This window comes from Phenylobacterium sp. (genome assembly GCF_030693805.1).
Lineage (GTDB): Bacteria > Pseudomonadota > Alphaproteobacteria > Caulobacterales > Caulobacteraceae > Phenylobacterium.
Map to the genome: position 1 here is coordinate 1 of NZ_JAUXZW010000296.1, position 14,902 is coordinate 14,902.

The window sequence follows — 14,902 nt, forward strand, 5'->3', positions numbered from 1 at the left end:
CCGCACGCCCGTGCGCACCTCGCCCCGGAAGGCGTCCACCAGCTTCCCGACATAGGCGCGGCTGCCGCCCTCGACCGTCCGCCAGAGGCCGCGGCCGAACACCTGCATCATGCCGTGGTTCTGGAAGAAGCGGATCAGGGCCGCGGCCGGATATTCCCGGATCGCCGCGAGCGGCGTCGACCAGATGGCCGCCGCCTGGGGCAGCAGGTGGTCCTCCTGGAACGCCCGGCAGTAGCCCTTGCGCTCGAGATAGTCGCCCAGAGCCAGCTCGGGGTCGGCCATCTCGGCGACCTCGGCGACGCCATGGCGGTAGAATCGGCCGACGTCGCGCAGCATCGCCCAGTAGCGGCGGCTGAACAGGTTGCGCCCCTGGGCGAACAGGCCAGTGACGTCGCTGGAATATTCGAACGCCCCGTCGTCCAGCGAAACACTGAGCGACATCATCGCCTCCCGGCTGGCGACGCCCAGCTCGCCCAGCAGGGCGGTGAAGTTGGGGTAGTTCTCCTCGTTGTAGACGATGAAGCCGGTATCGACGGGCGCGGGCCCTTTGCGCCCCGGCGCAAGGTGGGTGTTGGCGTGGCCGCCCAGCCGCTCGTCGGCCTCGTAGAGAGTCACCGCGTGGCACTGTGAGAGCAGCCAGGCCGCAGACAGGCCGGAGATGCCGCCCCCCACCACCGCAATGCGCAAGGCCCGATCCGTCTCGCCGAACGCCACTGCGCCCTCCTGAGCTGCTGAGGCCACGGCCCCGGTTCAGGAGAGCTACGCGGCGGCCCGCAGCCCGGATGCATCCGCTCGGCCAAGGCCTGCGTAACTGCGCCTGAACGTGGAGACCTGGGAATCGATGACCCTGACGATCGTCCTTGGCGTGCTGGCGGCGATGACCGCGGTGATGGCGACGGCCTGGGCGTTTCAGCGTCAGGTCGGCGAGTCCGGCTGGATCGACGTGTTCTGGACTTTCGGAACCGGCGCCTGCCTGACGCTCGCAGCCCTCGTTCCCGCGCCGTCGGGCGCACGCCAATTGCTCGTCGCGGGTCTGGTGGCGCTGTGGGCCCTGCGGCTCGGGACCTACGTCGCGCGCCGCGTCGCCAGCGGTCCGGCCGACGCCCGCTACCTGCGCCTGCGCGAGCAGTGGGGGGAGACCTATCAGCGCAGGCTCGTGGCGCTGACGCTGATCCAGGCGCCGGCCACCGCGCTGCTCGCCGTCTCCGTCGTGCTGGCCGCACGTCGCCCGGGCGACGGCCTGCAGGTCACCGACTTCCTCGGCGCGGCGATCCTGCTCGTGGCCATCGCCGGCGAAGCGCTGGCCGACGCGCAGTTGGCCCGCTTCAAGGCGGACCCCGCCAACAAGGGCCGAATCGCCGACGCCGGCCTCTGGGGCTGGTCGCGGCATCCCAACTACTTCTTCGAGTGGATGGGCTGGCTGGCCTATCCGGTGATCGCCTTCGACCCCGCAAATCCGTGGAGCGCGCTCTCTCTGGCGGCGCCGCTGGTCATGTACCTGCTGCTGACGCGCGGCTCAGGTCTGCCGCCGCTCGAGGCCTCGATGCTGGCGTCCCGCGGCCAGGCCTATGTCGCCTACCAGGCCCGCGTCAGCGCCTTCTTCCCCCTGCCCCCGCGCAAAGGAACACCCGCATGAGACTGCCCGCATGAGCCTGATTTCCCGCACCCTGCACGCCTTCGAGGCGACACCCCTGCCCGACGCGCTGAGCCGTGGCGCGATCGAGCTGCTGGTCGCCCAGCAACGCCGCCGCCTGTTGGCCGCGCCTGGAGGCTCCGAAGCGTTCGCCCAGGCGATGGAAGCCCACGCCATCGCGGAGTACGCCCAGGCCGCCAACGCCCAGCACTACGAACTGCCCGCGAATTTCTTCCAGGCCGCGCTGGGCCCGCAGCTCAAATACTCCAGCGGCTTTTACGCCCACGAAACGACGACGCTCGCCGAGGCCGAGGAGGCGGCACTGGCGCTCACCGCCGAGCACGCCGGACTGCAGGATGGCCAGGCGATCCTCGAACTCGGCTGCGGCTGGGGTTCGCTATCGCTATGGATGGCGCAGCGCTTTCCGGCGGCGCGCGTGGTCTCGGTGTCGAATTCCCTGAGCCAGGGGGCGTTCATCCGCGCCCGCGCGGCGGCGCGGGGCCTGACCAATCTGGAGGTGATCACCTGCGACATGAACGCCTTCGACACCCAGGGCCGCTTCGACCGCGTGGTCTCGGTGGAGATGTTCGAGCACATGGCCAACTGGCGCGCGCTGCTCACGCGGGTGCGCGGCTGGCTGAAGCCGGACGGCCGGCTTTTCCTGCACGTCTTCTCCCACGCCACGACCCCTTACCGCTTCGAGGCCGAAGGGGACGCCGACTGGATCGGCAAGTACTTCTTCAGCGGCGGCCTGATGCCCAGCCACGATCTGGCGCGCCGCTTCCCCGACCTTTTCACGGTCGAGGCCGACTGGCGTTGGAGCGGCGCCCACTATCAGCGCACCGCGCTCGACTGGCTGGCCAACTACGATCGTGAAGCGGCCGCGATCACGCCGGTGCTGCACGAGGTCTACGGCGACGAGGCGCTGCTGTGGCGTCGACGCTGGCGGCTGTTCTTTCTGGCGGTGGCGGGACTGTTCGGCCACCGCGGTGGGGCTGAGTGGGGCGTCAGCCACCACCGCCTGAAATCTGCGTGAGGCGCAGAAGCATGCCCTACATCGCCGCCTATCTGGCCGCCGCCGTGACCTTCGTGCTGCTCGACGCCGTCTGGCTGACCCTCGCCGGCCCCAAGCTCTACAAGCCGATCATCGGCGAGATCCTCGCTGAGCGTGTGGCCGCGGGGCCGGCCGTCGCCTTCTATCTGATCTACCTCGTGGGCGTCGTCGTCCTGGCCGCGGCGCCGGCCGCACGCGAGGGCTCCTGGCCGCGCGCGATGGCGCTGGGCGCGACCCTCGGCGTCGTGGCCTACGCGACCTACGACCTCACCAACCAGGCGACGCTCAAGGTCTGGTCGCTGAAGATCACCCTCGCCGACATGGCCTGGGGCGCCTTCGTCACCGCCATGGCCGCCACCGCCAGCTGCCTTGCTTTCCGCGCCGTGCGCCGCGCGTTCGGGTAGCGTTCGAAACGATCGGAAAACATGGTTGTTTGGCGAAGCGGCGCGGCGCGTGGCATCTAGCCGCCGCATCCGTTTGGCGAGGCGCTCATCATGCCGATTCCGTTCATCGATCTGCAGGCCCAGCGCCGGAGGCTCGGCGAGCCGCTGGAAGCCGCCATCCTCAAGGTGGTGCGCAGCGGCGCCTACATCATGGGCCCGGAGATCGCCCAACTCGAGAGCGAGCTCGCACGCTTTGGCCAGGCGCCGTTCGTGCTGTCGTGCGGCAGCGGCACCGAGGCGCTGATCCTGCCGCTGATGGCCTGGGGGATTGGGCCCGGCGACGCGGTCTTCTGCCCCAGCTTCACCTTCGCGGCGACGGCCGAGATAATGCCCCTGATCGGCGCTTCGCCGGTGTTCGTCGATATCGACTCTGACACCTACAACATGGACGCCGCCAGCCTTGAGGCGGCGATCCAGGCGGTGAAGGCGGCGGGCGAGTTCACGCCGCGCGCGGTGATCGCCGTCGACCTGTTCGGTCAGCCCGCCGACTATCCGGCCATCGCCGAGGTGGCGCATCGCCACGGCCTGAAGTTGATCGCCGATTCAGCGCAAGGCTTCGGATGCACCCTGGATGGGCGTCACCCGATCCACTGGGCCGACGTCGCCACCGCCAGCTTCTTCCCGGCCAAGCCGCTTGGCTGCTACGGCGACGGCGGCGCGGTGCTGAGCAAGGACGCCCGCCTGCACGACGTGATGGTCTCGCTGCGGGTCCATGGCCAGGCGGTGAAGTCCGACACCGAGGGCGCGACCTTCGAGCATGACCCCAAGTACCTCAACCTGCGTGTCGGGATGAACGCGCGCATGGACACCCTGCAGGCCGCCGTCCTGCTGGAGAAGCTGAAGATCTTCGAAAGCGAGATCGAGGCCCGCAACCGCATCGCCGATCGCTACGCCGCCGGGCTCGCCGGCGTCGCGCGCACGCCGCGGGTGATCGACAAGGGGATCAGCGTCTGGGCCCAGTACACGATCGAGGTGGACAACCGCGACGGCCTGGCCGGGCATCTGCGCGAGGCCGGCGTCCCGACCGCCGTCTACTATCCGATCCCGATCCACCGCCAGGCGATCTACTCGGCCTACCCTCAGGCGCCCGGCGGACTGCCGGTCACCGACGCCAAGTCGAAGGTGGTCATCAGCCTGCCGATGCATCCGTACCTGGAGCCCGAGGCCCAGGATCAGGTGATCGCCGCGGTGCGGGCTTCTCAGGCTAGCGCCAGCGGCGGCGGGGCGGTTCGCGGTCAGGGCCCAGGTAGTGCAGCAGGCTGAGCACCGCCACGGCGACGACGGCGCCGAGCGCGAACGCTCCGGCCGCCGTCGCCGAAACGCCGGCGGGGCCCAGCGTCATCGGTCTGGGCTCCATCCAATGCACCAATACGCCGTCAGACGCGGGCGGCTCCTCCGCCAGAGGCTCGTCCACAAGGTCGCTCATGCTGGAGGCTCCCGCGCTAGTCGCCGTGGTGAACCCATCGGCAAGGCCAAGGTTCCGCCTGCGATGCTGGCGCTAATCTCATCCGAGCGCTAGAAGCCGCCTCGCCCATCCACCGCGCACGTGACATCTGAGACCATGGCCGGACATTCAAAATTCAAGAACATCATGCACAAGAAGGGTCGCCAGGACGCGGCCCGATCAAAGCTGTTCTCCAAGCTTTCCCGCGAGATCACGGTCGCCGCGCGCCATGGCCTGCCCGATCCGGCGATGAACGCGCGCCTGCGGCTGGCGGTGGCCAACGCCAAGGGCGAGTCGATGCCCAAGGACAACATCGACCGGGCGATCAAAAAGGCCTCCGGCGGCGAGGGTGAGACCTATGAGGAGATCCGCTACGAAGGCTTCGGCCCCGGCGGCTCGGGCCTGATCGTCGAGGTGCTGACCGACAACCGCAACCGCGCCGCCTCGGTGGTGCGCACCATCTTCGGCAAGAACGGCGGGGCGCTGGGCGAGAGCGGCACGGTGGCCTTCATGTTCGACCGGGTCGGCCAGATCATCTACCCGGCCGCGGCGGGGTCCGAGGACAAGGTGATGGAGGCCGCGATCGAGGCCGGCGCCGAAGACGTCGAATCCGACGCCGACAGCCATGTGATCTTCACCGCCTTCGAGGAACTGTCGGAAGTCGCCCAGGCGCTGGAAGGCTCCCTCGGCGCGGCCAAGTCCACGGCCATCGCCTGGCGGCCCAAGACCCTGACGCCGGTGAGCGGCGACCAGGTCGCGACCCTCATGCGCCTGCTCGACGCCCTCGAAGACGAGGACGACGTCCAGAACGTCTGGGGCAACTACGACATCTCCGACGAGGACCTCGAGAAGCTGGCGGGGTGACGCGGCTCACGGGCCTGGCGCAGGTGCTCAGGGCCAAGCGTAGTAGACGACCGGATAGCTGAAGGCTGAGGCTGCAACTGGTGGCTCAATTTGACGCAAGCCACGCGCGATATAGAATGCACGGGCACGTTGGTTGTCGCGCTGCGTGCGCAGTGTAAAGCCCGCCGGCATCAGCGCCATTGCCTTCTGCAGCAGCGCGGTACCAATCCCCATGCCTTTGGCTGACGGCGTGATGAAGAGTTGGTCCAGGACCTTTGTTGCCGGCTTCACGGCCAGGAATCCGACGATCTCGCCGCTCTCCATCGCCACAGTCACCTGCCAATCATCGGCGAGTTCGAGCGGAATACGGGCGCGGAGCGCCTCCACCGGCCCGGCTTCGATACCGAGACCCACGGAGAGGAAGCTGTCGAGCCATAGCGCCGCTACAGCGTCGAGGTCGCCGTGCTCATAGGCGCGATAGTGTGGCAAGGCGATGCTCTCAAGGATCGTTGGTGAAGCTTACATGGCCTGGCCGCGCCACCAAACCGCGCGCCGCACGTTGACCCTGCGCGCCGCGCTTCGGCGCGCGTGACGTTCGAGGCCTTTTGTCCCCCGACCCCTATGTCCTGTTCCTCGCCGGCCTGGGCGCCGTGGTGCTGCTGGTCGCCTGGGTGCCGCTGGCGCTCAAACGCGCGCCTCTGTCGCTGGCGATCCTGTGCGTGCTGATCGGGCTGGCGTTGTTCGGCTCCGGCCTGCTGGCGTTCAGGCCTGACCCGCGCACCTATGACACCATCACCGAGCGGCTGTGCGAGCTGGTGGTGATCATCTCGCTGATGGGCGCAGGGCTGAAGCTCGACCGGCCGTTCGGGTGGAAGGCGTGGCGCACCACGTGGCGGCTCCTGGCGATCGCCATGCCCCTGACCATCGCCGCGGTGGCGGCGCTCGGGCACTACGGCCTGGGGTTTCCGTTGGCGATGGCGCTGCTGTTCGGCGCTGCGCTGGCCCCTACCGATCCTGTGCTGGCGTCCGACGTTCAGGTGGGTCCGCCGCAGTCCGGCGAGGAGGACGAGGTTCGCTTCAGCCTGACCTCGGAAGCCGGGCTCAATGATGGTCTGGCGTTCCCGTTCGTGATGCTGGCGATCGTCTTCGCCCAGGGGGCCCAGCCCGAGGCCGGCGACTTGCTGCGCTGGCTGGGGGTGGACGTGGCGTGGCGGATCGTCTGCGGCGTGGCGGTGGGGTGGCTGGTCGGGCGCGCACTCGGGTGGCTCGCATTCGGCGCACCGCATGTGAAGCTGTCGCACACCGGAGACGGGCTCGTGGCGATCGGCGCGACGCTGCTGGCCTACGCCGTCACCGAGGTGCTGCACGGGTACGGCTTCCTCGCCGTGTTCATCGCCGCCCTGGCGTTGCGACGCCGCGAACCGGATCACGAATTCCACACCGCCCTCCATGACTTCGCCGAACAGATCGAGCGCCTGCTGATGATGTTGGTGCTGGTGCTGTTCGGAGGCGCGATCGCCGGCGGAATGCTGGCGCCGCTCACATGGCGCGACGCGGGCGTGGCCGTGCTCGTCCTGCTGGTCGCCCGCCCCCTGGCGGGCTGGTTGTCGCTCGCTGGATCGAGCCTGCCTGGCCGCGACCGCGGGATGATCGCCTTCCTCGGCATTCGCGGGATCGGCTCGTTCTACTATCTGGCCTATGCGCTCAACCACGCGACGTTCGGCGACAGCGCGCGGATCTGGGCGGTCACCGGCCTGATCGTGCTGATGTCGATCCTGATCCATGGCGTCACCGCCACGCCCCTGATGCTATGGATCGACACCAAGAGCCGGGCGATCGGGTCCCGCCAACGATGAAGGCCGCCTTGGACGCAAAGACCGCCCCACGCCGCTTCTCGCCGCCACATGCCTTCCATCGTCTGAGAGTACGCTTGCGCAGCCTCTATCGCGGCGACAGCCCGGCGGCGGTGCGCTTCCGCTACAGCGTCATCTGCATCGATCTCGCGATCATCGCCTTCTTCATCGCCGGCCCGATGTTGCGCGAGCAGTGGGTGTTCCTGACCCTCGATTACGCGATCGCCGCGGTGCTCGGCGTCGATCTCGCCGCCCGCGCACTGACCTATCCCAAGCTCAGCCGATGGCTGCGCCGGCCGGTGGTCTGGGTCGACATCTTCATCTGGTTGACCCTGCTCTTGCCGGAGATCTTCCTGAACCTGGGCTTTCTGCGGGTCGCGCGCCTCTGGACCCTGGTGCACAGCGAGTTCTTCTGGCGGACCATCGGACGGCGCTACGACGACACCCGCTGGGAGGACGTGGCCAAGGCGGGCGCCAATCTGGTGACCTTCGTGTTCGTCGCAACCGGGTTCGTCTATGCGAGCTTCGCGCGCATCCACCCCGGCATCGCCGGCTATGTGGACGCGCTCTATTTCACCGTGGCGGCGCTGACCACCACCGGCTTCGGCGACATCACCCTGCCGGGGACCTGGGGTCGGCTGATCTCCATCGGCGTGATGATCTCCGGGATCACCCTGTTCGTGCAGCTCGCCCAGACCCTGTTCCGACCCAACAAGGTGATCTGGCCCTGCCCGTCCTGCGGACTGCTGCGGCACGACCCCGACGCGGTGCACTGCAAGGCCTGCGGCCAACTTCTGGCCATTCCGAACAAGAGCTGAGAGGCGACGCCCGTGGACTACGCGACCATCGCTCTGGACTACGTCGCGCCGATCGCAGGGTCGGTGCTGGCCGGCGGCCTAATCGGGATGGAGCGGGAGTATCGCGGCCGCCCGGCGGGACTTCGCACCCACATCCTGGTGTCGCTGGCCTCCACCCTGCTGATGCTAGCGGCCGTTCACCAGGTGCGCTGGCTGACCGACACCCCGCCCGAGGTGATCCGCATCGATCCGGTGCGCATGGCCCACGGCGTGCTCACCGGCATCGGCTTCCTGTGCGGCGGCGTGATCTTTCGCCAGGGCCTGTCGGTGCACGGCCTGACCACTGCGGCGTCGTTGTGGATCACCTCGGCGCTGGGCGTACTCTACGGGATCGGCTTCTTCGGGTTGGCGATCGGCGGCACGGCGACGGCCCTGCTGGTGCTGGCGGGCTTTCGCTGGTTCGACGACCACCTGCCCGGGACCACCATGCTCGACGCCAAGGTCCGCTATCAACGCGGCGCAAGCTTCCCGGAGGCGGAGTTCCGCGCCCTGGCGGCGGAGTTCAAGATGCGCCCCAGCGCGCTCAGCCACCGTCTGCTCGACGAAGGCCGCACCGCGGAGATCTCCGCCACGCTCTACGCCGAGCGCCACGTCGACACACAGGCGATCGTCGACCGCCTGTGCGCCGACCCGCGCGTGCAGGAATTCGAGCTCAATCCCCGCAACGATTAGCGGGGCGCAGCTCTACTGAGCGGCGACGAACTCGCCCTCGATGTCCAGCTTGGTCTCGCCGCCCAGCATCGCGCCCATCTTCGGTGAGATGGCGAAGTCGGCGAACTTGATCACCGTCTCGCCGTCGAAGCCGACACGATACTTTCCGCCCGGACCGGGACCGGCCTTGTTGAAGGTCGCCTTGATCACCACCGGCTTGGTGACGCCATGCAGCGTCAGGTCGCCGGCGATGTCGGCGGTGCGCTCGCCTGTCGACGTGATCGAGGTCGACTTGAAGGTGGCGGTCGGGAACTTGGCCACGTCCAGGAAGTCTGCCGACTTCAGGTGGGTGTCGAGCGCCGCATTCAGGGTGCCGACGGTGGTGGTGTCCACGGTGGCCTCCAGGGTGCTGGCCGACGGCGTCTTCGGGTCGAGCGTCAGCTTGGCGGTCACGCCGGTGAACTGGCCGATGTAGGTGGAGAAGCCGACGTGCGAGACCGACCAGGTGACTTTGCCGTGCGAGGCGTCGAGCGTATAGGCGCCGGCCTTCACGTCCGCCGGGGCGACGGGGGCGGGCGGGGCGGCGGCCACGGTCTGGGCGTAAGCCGCACCGGCGGCGAACGTCAGCGCGAAGCTGGCGAACAGGGTCCCTGCAAAACGGTTCATCGGGCGTCCTCTTGAGGATTCTGGGCGGCGAACCTAGACACGCGTCCCGGCGCGCGGCAAGGGCGCGGCTTCACCTTGCGTCGGCGCGGGGACTAAGCTGTGCAGGAGTTCGGGGAGCCACGTGGAACGCACATGATCGGCCTGCTTTGCGCCACGCCGGAAGAGCTCCCGGCGCTTCGCGCGCGCCTCTCGGCGGAACCAGCCGAAGGGCGCTTCGGTCCGACCCGGGTATGGACCGGCGAGCACGCCGGCCAGCCGTTCGCGCTGGCGCTCTGCGGTCTGGGCAAGGTCAACGCCGCGGCCGCGGCGACCCTGTTGCTCAGCGTATTCGGCGCAAAAACCCTCGTGTTCGCAGGCGTCGCTGGCGGGCTCAATCCGGAGCTTCCGGTTGGCGCCGTTTTGCTCGCCGACCGGTTGGCGATCCATGACTACGGCCTGGTGGCGGCGGGCGAGTTCATCCCGACCCTGTCGGGTGAGCTGCCGATCGATGCGGAGCGGCTGACCACTCTGGCGCCCGTCGCGCCCAAGGTCGCCGCCGACCTCACCCTGCTGGCGCAGCGCATCGCAACGGCCCTCGGCGATCCGATCCGGCTGGGCGGCCTGGTCACCGCCGACTATTTCCTCAACTGCGTGGAGACGCGCCAAACGCTGCACGCGACGTTCGGGGCCGACGCCATCGACATGGAATCCGGCGCAGTCGCCCAGGTCGCGGCCGCATGGGACGCCCCGCTTTACGTGATCCGCACCCTGTCCGACCTGGCCGGCGAGGACAGCCACCTGACCTATCCCGAGATGGCGGCGATGGCCGCGCGCAACTCCGCCCTGTGCGTGCTGGAGCTGTTCGAGATCTTCCGTGCGCACGGTGATGTCGGCGTCGGCTGATTCCAGACGTCTTCACCTCAGACCCCGCGCGCGGCGCGCACACGGTCAAGGAGAACGCCATGAAGGATATCACCGCGTGCCTGTGGTTCGACGGCCAGGCCGAAGAGGCGGCGAACCTGTACGTCTCGATATTCCCCAACTCGAAGATCGGCGATATCTCGCGCTACGGCGACACCGGGCCCGGCCCCAAGGGCTCGGTGATGATGGTCACCTTCGAGCTCGACGGGCGCAAGTTCTCGGGCCTGAACGGCGGGCCGATGTTCAAGTTCACCGAAGCGGTGTCGTTCTCCGTGGCCTGCGAGAGCCAGGCCGAAGTCGATCACTACTGGGATTCCCTATTAGCCGACGGCGGCCAGCCGTCGCAGTGCGGCTGGCTGAAGGACCGGTTCGGCCTGTCCTGGCAGATCGTGCCGACGATCCTGGGCAAGCTCGCCGCCGATCCCGACTGGGCCAAGGCCGGCCGGGTGATGCAGGCGATGCTCAAGATGGTGAAGCTCGACATCGCCGAACTGGAAGCCGCCGCTCGCGGCTAGCTTCAGGCGGGCTGCGGCGCAGCCGCCCGCGCCCGCTCCATCGCTTTCCTCAGCAACGGCAGGCGATCGTCGCCGAAGTACATGTCCGTGCCGTTGAGATAGTAGGTCGGCGAACCGTAGCCGCCGCGCGCGATGACCTCGTCCACATTGGCCCGTAGCGCGTCCTTGACGCTCTGCTCGGCGATGCGCGGGAACAGCCAGTCCGGGTCGACGCCGGCCGCCTTGCAGATATCAACGATCACCGCATCGTCGCTGATCAGCCGGTCTTCACCGAAGTAGGCCTGGAAGGCCGCCCGCGCGAACGGGATCAGCTTGCCCTGCGGCTCAAGCACGATGCAGGCGCGCATCACCTTGACGCTGTTCACGGGGTGGCCGCTCGGCGGGAACTTAAGCTTGACGCCTGCGGCCAGCGCCCGGTCGCCGAGGTCCTTCAGCATGTAGTCGACCTTGCGCTGCGGCAGCATGCCGGCATCCTTCTGCTTGAAGAACTCGATGCCCGGATTGACCTGGTTGAACACCCCGCCGACGAGGATTGGGCGCCACACGATCTCGGCCCCGAACTCCGCCGCCAGCGGCTGGATGTTCTCGAAGCCCAGATATGTGTAGGGGCTGGAACAGTCGAAGAAGAACTCGATGCGCATCTGATCGCTCCCGCTGCCCGCGCTCATGCCGGCGCGATACCCGGGCGCAGAATACATGATGCGCGCGCGCCGATAAGATCATCCCGCAACGGAGCGACGCACCATGAAGACCCGCATCACCGACCTGCTCGGCGTGAAGTATCCCATCGTCCAGGCCCCGATGGGCTGGATCGCCCGCGCCCAGCTCGCCTCGGCGGTTTCCAACGCCGGCGGCCTGGGGATCATGGAGACGTCGTCGGGCGACCTCGACGCCGTGCGCGCCGAGATCAAGCTCATGCGTGAGCTCACTGACAAGCCGTTCGGCCTCAACGTCGCGCTGGCGTTCGTGCGCGATCCCGACATCGTCAGCTTCGTCGTCGACCAGGGAGTGAAGTTCATCACCACATCGGCGGGCGATCCCATGAAGTACTGCGGCGCGCTGAAGGCCGCCGGCCTGACCGTCTTCCACGTCGTGCCCTCGCTCCGCGCCGCATTGCGCGCCGTTGAGGCCGGCGTCGACGGACTGGTGGTCGAGGGTGGAGAAGGCGGCGGGTTCAAGAACGCGCGCGACGTCTCGACGATGGTCCTGCTGCCGCTGGTCTGCGAACGGGTCGGCGTGCCGGTCATCGCCGCGGGCGGCATCGCCGACGGCCGCAGCATGGCGGCGGCCTTCGCCCTCGGCGCCGAGGGCGTGCAGATGGGCACGCGCATGGTCTCGTCCGCGGAGTCTCCGGTCCACCCCAACTGGAAGCAGGCGATCCTCGACGCCCAGGAGACCGACACCGTGTTCCTCAATCGCATGGGCCCAGGACCGGCGCTCCGCGCGCTGCGGACCGACAAGACGACCGCCTACGAGATCGACGGCGGCTCCGGCGCGCGCGACGAATTCAAGACCGCCCAGGCGCTCTACTTCGGCGGCGACATGGAGGCCTCGATCGCGCTTTGCGGTCAGGTCGCCGGCCGCATCGACGAGATCAAGCCGGTGGCGGCGATCATCGACGAGACCATGGCCGAATTCGAAGCCGTCATGGCGACGCTCGCCCGGCGTTTCGCGCCGCAGCGCGCGAACGCCTAGCGCACGCGGCGCAGGCTCAGGCGGGCGTTCGGGACAATCGGGCGCTGTTCTCGGTCCAGCAGCCGGATCTCATCGTCGGTGACACGCTGGAAGAACGGCGTCTCGCCTTCGACGCCGATCTGAAACACGGTGGCGTCGGGATCGACGGCGTCGCCCCGCAGGATCACATACTCGCCTTCCGAGGTGCTGGTCGCGCCGCCCAAATGAGTCTGCTCGAGCCGGTAACGAAAGTCCGGCGGCCCGAACAGGGTGAGGCGGGTGTCGACGCCAGCGCAATCCGTGCAAGGCAACCGGCCGACATAGGTCCCGACCTGCGGCGCTCCGGGCGCAGGCTGCGGTCCCGCCGCCGTCGCACACGCCCCGACCAACGCCGCTACCGCCAGAATCGCCACAGCCTGCATGCGAGTCGCCTCCCATTGTTCAGGCCAGCCTACACGCCGCGCGGCCGTCCGACGCAATCAACGCGATCGACCTCAACCTCTTCTCAACCATGCGCCCATCATCTATCCCCTGTACGGAACAGACGGCGAACGCGATTCATGGCGACCCCCTTGCGCATCCTCGGGCTCGACCCCGGCCTCCGCCGCACCGGCTGGGGCGTGATCGCGATCGACGGGCCGCGCCTGTCGCACGTCGCCCACGGGGTGATCGCGCCGCCGGCCACAGACCCGTTCTCGCTGCGCCTGCTGGCCCTTTTCGAAGGCGTCGCCCAGGTGATCGCCGCCTACGCCCCTGATGAAGCGGCCATCGAGGAGACCTTCGTCAGCGTCAATGCGGCCTCCACCCTGAAGCTCGGCCACGCCCGCGCCGCCGCGATGATCGCGCCTGCCCGCGCGGGCCTCAGCGTCGCGGAATATGCGGCCCTGGTGGTCAAGAAGTCCGTGGTCGGGACAGGGGCCGCGGACAAGACCCAGGTCGCCTTCATGATCCGCCGGCTGCTGCCGACCGCCGGCGAGACCACCTCCGACGCCGCCGACGCCCTGGCTGTCGCCATCACCCATGCCCACGCCCGGCGCGCCCGCACCCTGGGGTCGGCGGCATGATCGGGCGACTGCGCGGCGTGGTGGCCGAGATCGCCGAGGAGGACGCCTTGGTCGACGTCGGCGGCGTCGGCTATGTCGTGCGCTGCGGCGCGCGCACCCTGTCGCGGCTGCCGGCGATCGGCGACGAGACCGTGCTGCACGTCGAGACCCAGTGGTCCGAGGCGACCGGCATGCGCCTCTATGGATTCAACACCCGCGACGAGCGTCACGCCTTCGTGGTCCTGCAGGCGATCCAGGGCGTGGGGCCGAAGGCCGCGCTGGGCGTGCTCGACGTGCTCTCGCCCGGCGAACTCGCCCAGGCCGCCGCGCGCGACGACAAGGCCGCTGTCGCCCGCGCCCAGGGGGTGGGGCCGAAGCTCGCCCAGCGGATCGTCACCGAACTGAAGGACAAGCCGCTTACGGACGGCGGCGTCGCGGGCTTCCACGCCCAGGTGCAGTCAAATGTCGCCCCGCCCACGCCCACCGCCTCCGGCGAGGCGGTCGCGGCCCTGCTGGGCCTGGGCGTCGCCGAGCCCGCAGCCCGTCGGCTGGTCGAGCAGGCCTCGCTGCGCCTGGGCGAAGACGCCGAGGCCGGCGCGCTGATCAAGGCCGCCTTGCAGGAACTCGGCCGGTGACCCGCCTGGTGTCCAGCGAACCGCAGCCGCTCGAGGGCTCCGACAAGGCCATGCGGCCGCAGACCATGGCCGAGTTCGTCGGCCAGGCGCAGACCAAGGCCAACCTGTTGATCTTCATCGAGGCGGCGCGCCAGCGCGGCGAGGCGTTGGACCATGTGCTGCTGTTCGGACCGCCTGGCCTGGGCAAGACCACCCTGGCGCAGATCATCGCCCGAGAGCTGGGCGTCAACTTCCGCGCCACCTCCGGGCCCGTGCTGGCCAAGGCCGGCGACCTGGCGGCGATCCTGACCAACCTTGAGCCGCGCGACGTCCTGTTCATCGACGAGATCCACCGCCTGGCCGCCAACGTCGAGGAGATCCTCTATCCGGCGATGGAGGACCACGTGCTGGACCTGATCATCGGCGACGGTCCTTCGGCGCGCTCGATCCGCATCGACCTGGCGCCGTTCACCCTGGTGGCGGCGACGACGCGCGCCGGCCTGCTGGCGACGCCGCTGCGTGACCGCTTCGGCATTCCGTTGCGCCTGGAGTTCTACACCCCGACCGAACTGCAGAAGGTGCTGGCCCAGGCGGCCGGCAAGATGGGGCTGAAGCTGAATGACGACGGCGCCGCCGAGATCGCCGCCCGCGCCCGCGGCACCCCGCGCGTAGCCGGCAGGCTGCTGCGCCGGGTCCGCGACTTCGCCGCCGC

Annotated in this window: 20 protein-coding genes; 14 read left to right on the forward strand and 6 right to left on the reverse strand. The window is 68.9% G+C overall.

Annotated features, from left to right (window positions below; translation table 11 throughout):
• Positions 1–741: NAD(P)/FAD-dependent oxidoreductase (locus Q8M88_RS11300; protein ID WP_305597257.1), on the reverse strand; the 741-nt coding region annotated here is incomplete at its 3' end.
• A 100-nt stretch (positions 742–841) separates the two neighbouring features.
• On the opposite strand from Q8M88_RS11300, the gene Q8M88_RS11305 reads away from it, so the two are divergent.
• The 4 genes from Q8M88_RS11305 (at position 842) to Q8M88_RS11320 (ending at position 4,393) form a co-directional block, all read left to right on the forward strand.
• Positions 842–1,636, forward strand: coding sequence for a DUF1295 domain-containing protein (locus Q8M88_RS11305; RefSeq protein WP_305597258.1), 795 nt, complete (start codon positions 842–844; stop codon positions 1,634–1,636).
• Between the two features lie 10 nt (positions 1,637–1,646).
• Positions 1,647–2,669 (forward strand): cyclopropane-fatty-acyl-phospholipid synthase family protein, encoded by a 1,023-nt coding sequence (locus Q8M88_RS11310; RefSeq protein ID WP_305597259.1) that lies wholly within the window; start codon positions 1,647–1,649, stop codon positions 2,667–2,669.
• 11 nt (positions 2,670–2,680) lie between these two features.
• The gene (locus Q8M88_RS11315) at positions 2,681–3,091 is read left to right on the forward strand and encodes a DUF2177 family protein (RefSeq protein WP_305597260.1); all 411 of its coding nucleotides are present in this window, start codon (positions 2,681–2,683) and stop codon (positions 3,089–3,091) included.
• Positions 3,092–3,181: 90 nt separating this feature from the next.
• A complete protein-coding gene (locus Q8M88_RS11320) occupies positions 3,182–4,393 on the forward strand; it encodes a DegT/DnrJ/EryC1/StrS aminotransferase family protein (RefSeq protein WP_305597261.1) in 1,212 nt (403 codons plus the stop codon).
• Here Q8M88_RS11320 and Q8M88_RS11325 read toward each other — a convergent pair.
• Positions 4,335–4,556: a hypothetical protein gene (locus Q8M88_RS11325; protein ID WP_305597262.1), complete on the reverse strand. Its 222-nt coding sequence runs from the start codon at positions 4,554–4,556 to the stop codon at positions 4,335–4,337. The genes Q8M88_RS11320 and Q8M88_RS11325 overlap by 59 nt on opposite strands.
• Before the next feature lie 135 nt (positions 4,557–4,691).
• Between Q8M88_RS11325 and Q8M88_RS11330 the strand changes: the two genes are divergently transcribed.
• Positions 4,692–5,438, forward strand: a complete 747-nt coding sequence (locus Q8M88_RS11330; protein ID WP_305597263.1) for a YebC/PmpR family DNA-binding transcriptional regulator — start codon at positions 4,692–4,694, stop codon at positions 5,436–5,438.
• A gap of 27 nt (positions 5,439–5,465) precedes the next feature.
• Here the strand turns inward: Q8M88_RS11330 and Q8M88_RS11335 are convergent, their stop codons facing one another.
• The gene (locus tag Q8M88_RS11335) at positions 5,466–5,906 is read right to left on the reverse strand and encodes a GNAT family N-acetyltransferase (protein WP_305597264.1); all 441 of its coding nucleotides are present in this window, start codon (positions 5,904–5,906) and stop codon (positions 5,466–5,468) included.
• Positions 5,907–6,022: 116 nt separating this feature from the next.
• Here Q8M88_RS11335 and Q8M88_RS11340 point away from each other — a divergent pair, with 116 nt between their 5' ends.
• Genes Q8M88_RS11340 through Q8M88_RS11350 form a run of 3 tightly spaced genes read left to right on the forward strand, consistent with a single transcriptional unit; the run spans position 6,023 to position 8,799 of the window.
• The gene (locus Q8M88_RS11340) at positions 6,023–7,273 is read left to right on the forward strand and encodes a sodium:proton antiporter (protein WP_305597265.1); all 1,251 of its coding nucleotides are present in this window, start codon (positions 6,023–6,025) and stop codon (positions 7,271–7,273) included.
• An 8-nt stretch (positions 7,274–7,281) separates the two neighbouring features.
• Positions 7,282–8,088, forward strand: a complete 807-nt coding sequence (locus Q8M88_RS11345) for a potassium channel family protein (RefSeq protein WP_305597266.1) — start codon at positions 7,282–7,284, stop codon at positions 8,086–8,088.
• A 12-nt stretch (positions 8,089–8,100) separates the two neighbouring features.
• Entirely contained in the window at positions 8,101–8,799 is a 699-nt protein-coding gene (locus tag Q8M88_RS11350) for an MgtC/SapB family protein (RefSeq protein WP_305597267.1), read from the forward strand.
• A gap of 12 nt (positions 8,800–8,811) precedes the next feature.
• Here the strand turns inward: Q8M88_RS11350 and Q8M88_RS11355 are convergent, their stop codons facing one another.
• Positions 8,812–9,444 carry a YceI family protein gene (locus tag Q8M88_RS11355; RefSeq protein WP_305597268.1) on the reverse strand — a complete coding sequence of 211 codons (633 nt, stop codon included), beginning with the start codon at positions 9,442–9,444 and terminating at the stop codon, positions 8,812–8,814.
• A 132-nt stretch (positions 9,445–9,576) separates the two neighbouring features.
• Here Q8M88_RS11355 and mtnN point away from each other — a divergent pair, with 132 nt between their 5' ends.
• Both mtnN and Q8M88_RS11365 read left to right on the forward strand, forming a co-directional pair.
• Positions 9,577–10,326, forward strand: coding sequence for a 5'-methylthioadenosine/S-adenosylhomocysteine nucleosidase (mtnN, locus tag Q8M88_RS11360; RefSeq protein ID WP_305597269.1), 750 nt, complete (start codon positions 9,577–9,579; stop codon positions 10,324–10,326).
• Between the two features lie 59 nt (positions 10,327–10,385).
• A complete protein-coding gene (locus tag Q8M88_RS11365) occupies positions 10,386–10,859 on the forward strand; it encodes a VOC family protein (RefSeq protein WP_305597270.1) in 474 nt (157 codons plus the stop codon).
• A 2-nt stretch (positions 10,860–10,861) separates the two neighbouring features.
• On the opposite strand, the gene Q8M88_RS11370 is transcribed toward Q8M88_RS11365, so the two are convergent.
• Positions 10,862–11,500: a 2-hydroxychromene-2-carboxylate isomerase gene (locus Q8M88_RS11370; protein WP_305597271.1), complete on the reverse strand. Its 639-nt coding sequence runs from the start codon at positions 11,498–11,500 to the stop codon at positions 10,862–10,864.
• Between the two features lie 103 nt (positions 11,501–11,603).
• Between Q8M88_RS11370 and Q8M88_RS11375 the strand changes: the two genes are divergently transcribed.
• The gene (locus Q8M88_RS11375) at positions 11,604–12,554 is read left to right on the forward strand and encodes a nitronate monooxygenase family protein (RefSeq protein ID WP_305597272.1); all 951 of its coding nucleotides are present in this window, start codon (positions 11,604–11,606) and stop codon (positions 12,552–12,554) included.
• On the opposite strand, the gene Q8M88_RS11380 is transcribed toward Q8M88_RS11375, so the two are convergent.
• On the reverse strand, positions 12,551–12,955 hold the full coding sequence (locus Q8M88_RS11380) for a copper resistance protein NlpE N-terminal domain-containing protein (protein ID WP_305597273.1): 405 nt from the start codon (positions 12,953–12,955) through the stop codon (positions 12,551–12,553). The genes Q8M88_RS11375 and Q8M88_RS11380 overlap by 4 nt on opposite strands.
• A gap of 138 nt (positions 12,956–13,093) precedes the next feature.
• On the opposite strand from Q8M88_RS11380, the gene ruvC reads away from it, so the two are divergent.
• The 3 genes from ruvC to ruvB form a co-directional block, all read left to right on the forward strand.
• On the forward strand, positions 13,094–13,597 hold the full coding sequence (gene ruvC, locus Q8M88_RS11385) for a crossover junction endodeoxyribonuclease RuvC (RefSeq protein ID WP_305597274.1): 504 nt from the start codon (positions 13,094–13,096) through the stop codon (positions 13,595–13,597).
• Positions 13,594–14,211: a Holliday junction branch migration protein RuvA gene (gene ruvA / locus Q8M88_RS11390; RefSeq protein ID WP_305597275.1), complete on the forward strand. Its 618-nt coding sequence runs from the start codon at positions 13,594–13,596 to the stop codon at positions 14,209–14,211. The genes ruvC and ruvA overlap by 4 nt, the downstream gene beginning before the upstream one ends.
• On the forward strand, positions 14,208–14,902 hold a 695-nt coding region (ruvB, locus tag Q8M88_RS11395; RefSeq protein WP_305597276.1), incomplete at its 3' end, for a Holliday junction branch migration DNA helicase RuvB. The genes ruvA and ruvB, both read left to right, overlap by 4 nt.

Excerpts from the sequence above, each read along its gene's own strand:
- mtnN (WP_305597269.1), top strand. The coding sequence starts at position 9,577 with ATGATCGGCCTGCTTTGCGCCACGCCGGAAGAGCTCCCGGCGCTTCGC.
- Q8M88_RS11375 (WP_305597272.1), top strand. The coding sequence starts at position 11,604 with ATGAAGACCCGCATCACCGACCTGCTCGGCGTGAAGTATCCCATCGTC.
- Q8M88_RS11370 (WP_305597271.1), bottom strand. The coding sequence starts at position 11,500 with ATGCGCATCGAGTTCTTCTTCGACTGTTCCAGCCCCTACACATATCTG.
- ruvC (WP_305597274.1), top strand. The coding sequence starts at position 13,094 with ATGGCGACCCCCTTGCGCATCCTCGGGCTCGACCCCGGCCTCCGCCGC.
- Q8M88_RS11310 (WP_305597259.1), top strand. The coding sequence starts at position 1,647 with ATGAGCCTGATTTCCCGCACCCTGCACGCCTTCGAGGCGACACCCCTG.
- Q8M88_RS11325 (WP_305597262.1), bottom strand. The coding sequence starts at position 4,556 with ATGAGCGACCTTGTGGACGAGCCTCTGGCGGAGGAGCCGCCCGCGTCT.
- Q8M88_RS11315 (WP_305597260.1), top strand. The coding sequence starts at position 2,681 with ATGCCCTACATCGCCGCCTATCTGGCCGCCGCCGTGACCTTCGTGCTG.
- Q8M88_RS11305 (WP_305597258.1), top strand. The coding sequence starts at position 842 with ATGACCCTGACGATCGTCCTTGGCGTGCTGGCGGCGATGACCGCGGTG.
- Q8M88_RS11365 (WP_305597270.1), top strand. The coding sequence starts at position 10,386 with ATGAAGGATATCACCGCGTGCCTGTGGTTCGACGGCCAGGCCGAAGAG.
- ruvA (WP_305597275.1), top strand. The coding sequence starts at position 13,594 with ATGATCGGGCGACTGCGCGGCGTGGTGGCCGAGATCGCCGAGGAGGAC.
- Q8M88_RS11330 (WP_305597263.1), top strand. The coding sequence starts at position 4,692 with ATGGCCGGACATTCAAAATTCAAGAACATCATGCACAAGAAGGGTCGC.
- Q8M88_RS11320 (WP_305597261.1), top strand. The coding sequence starts at position 3,182 with ATGCCGATTCCGTTCATCGATCTGCAGGCCCAGCGCCGGAGGCTCGGC.
- Q8M88_RS11380 (WP_305597273.1), bottom strand. The coding sequence starts at position 12,955 with ATGCAGGCTGTGGCGATTCTGGCGGTAGCGGCGTTGGTCGGGGCGTGT.
- Q8M88_RS11355 (WP_305597268.1), bottom strand. The coding sequence starts at position 9,444 with ATGAACCGTTTTGCAGGGACCCTGTTCGCCAGCTTCGCGCTGACGTTC.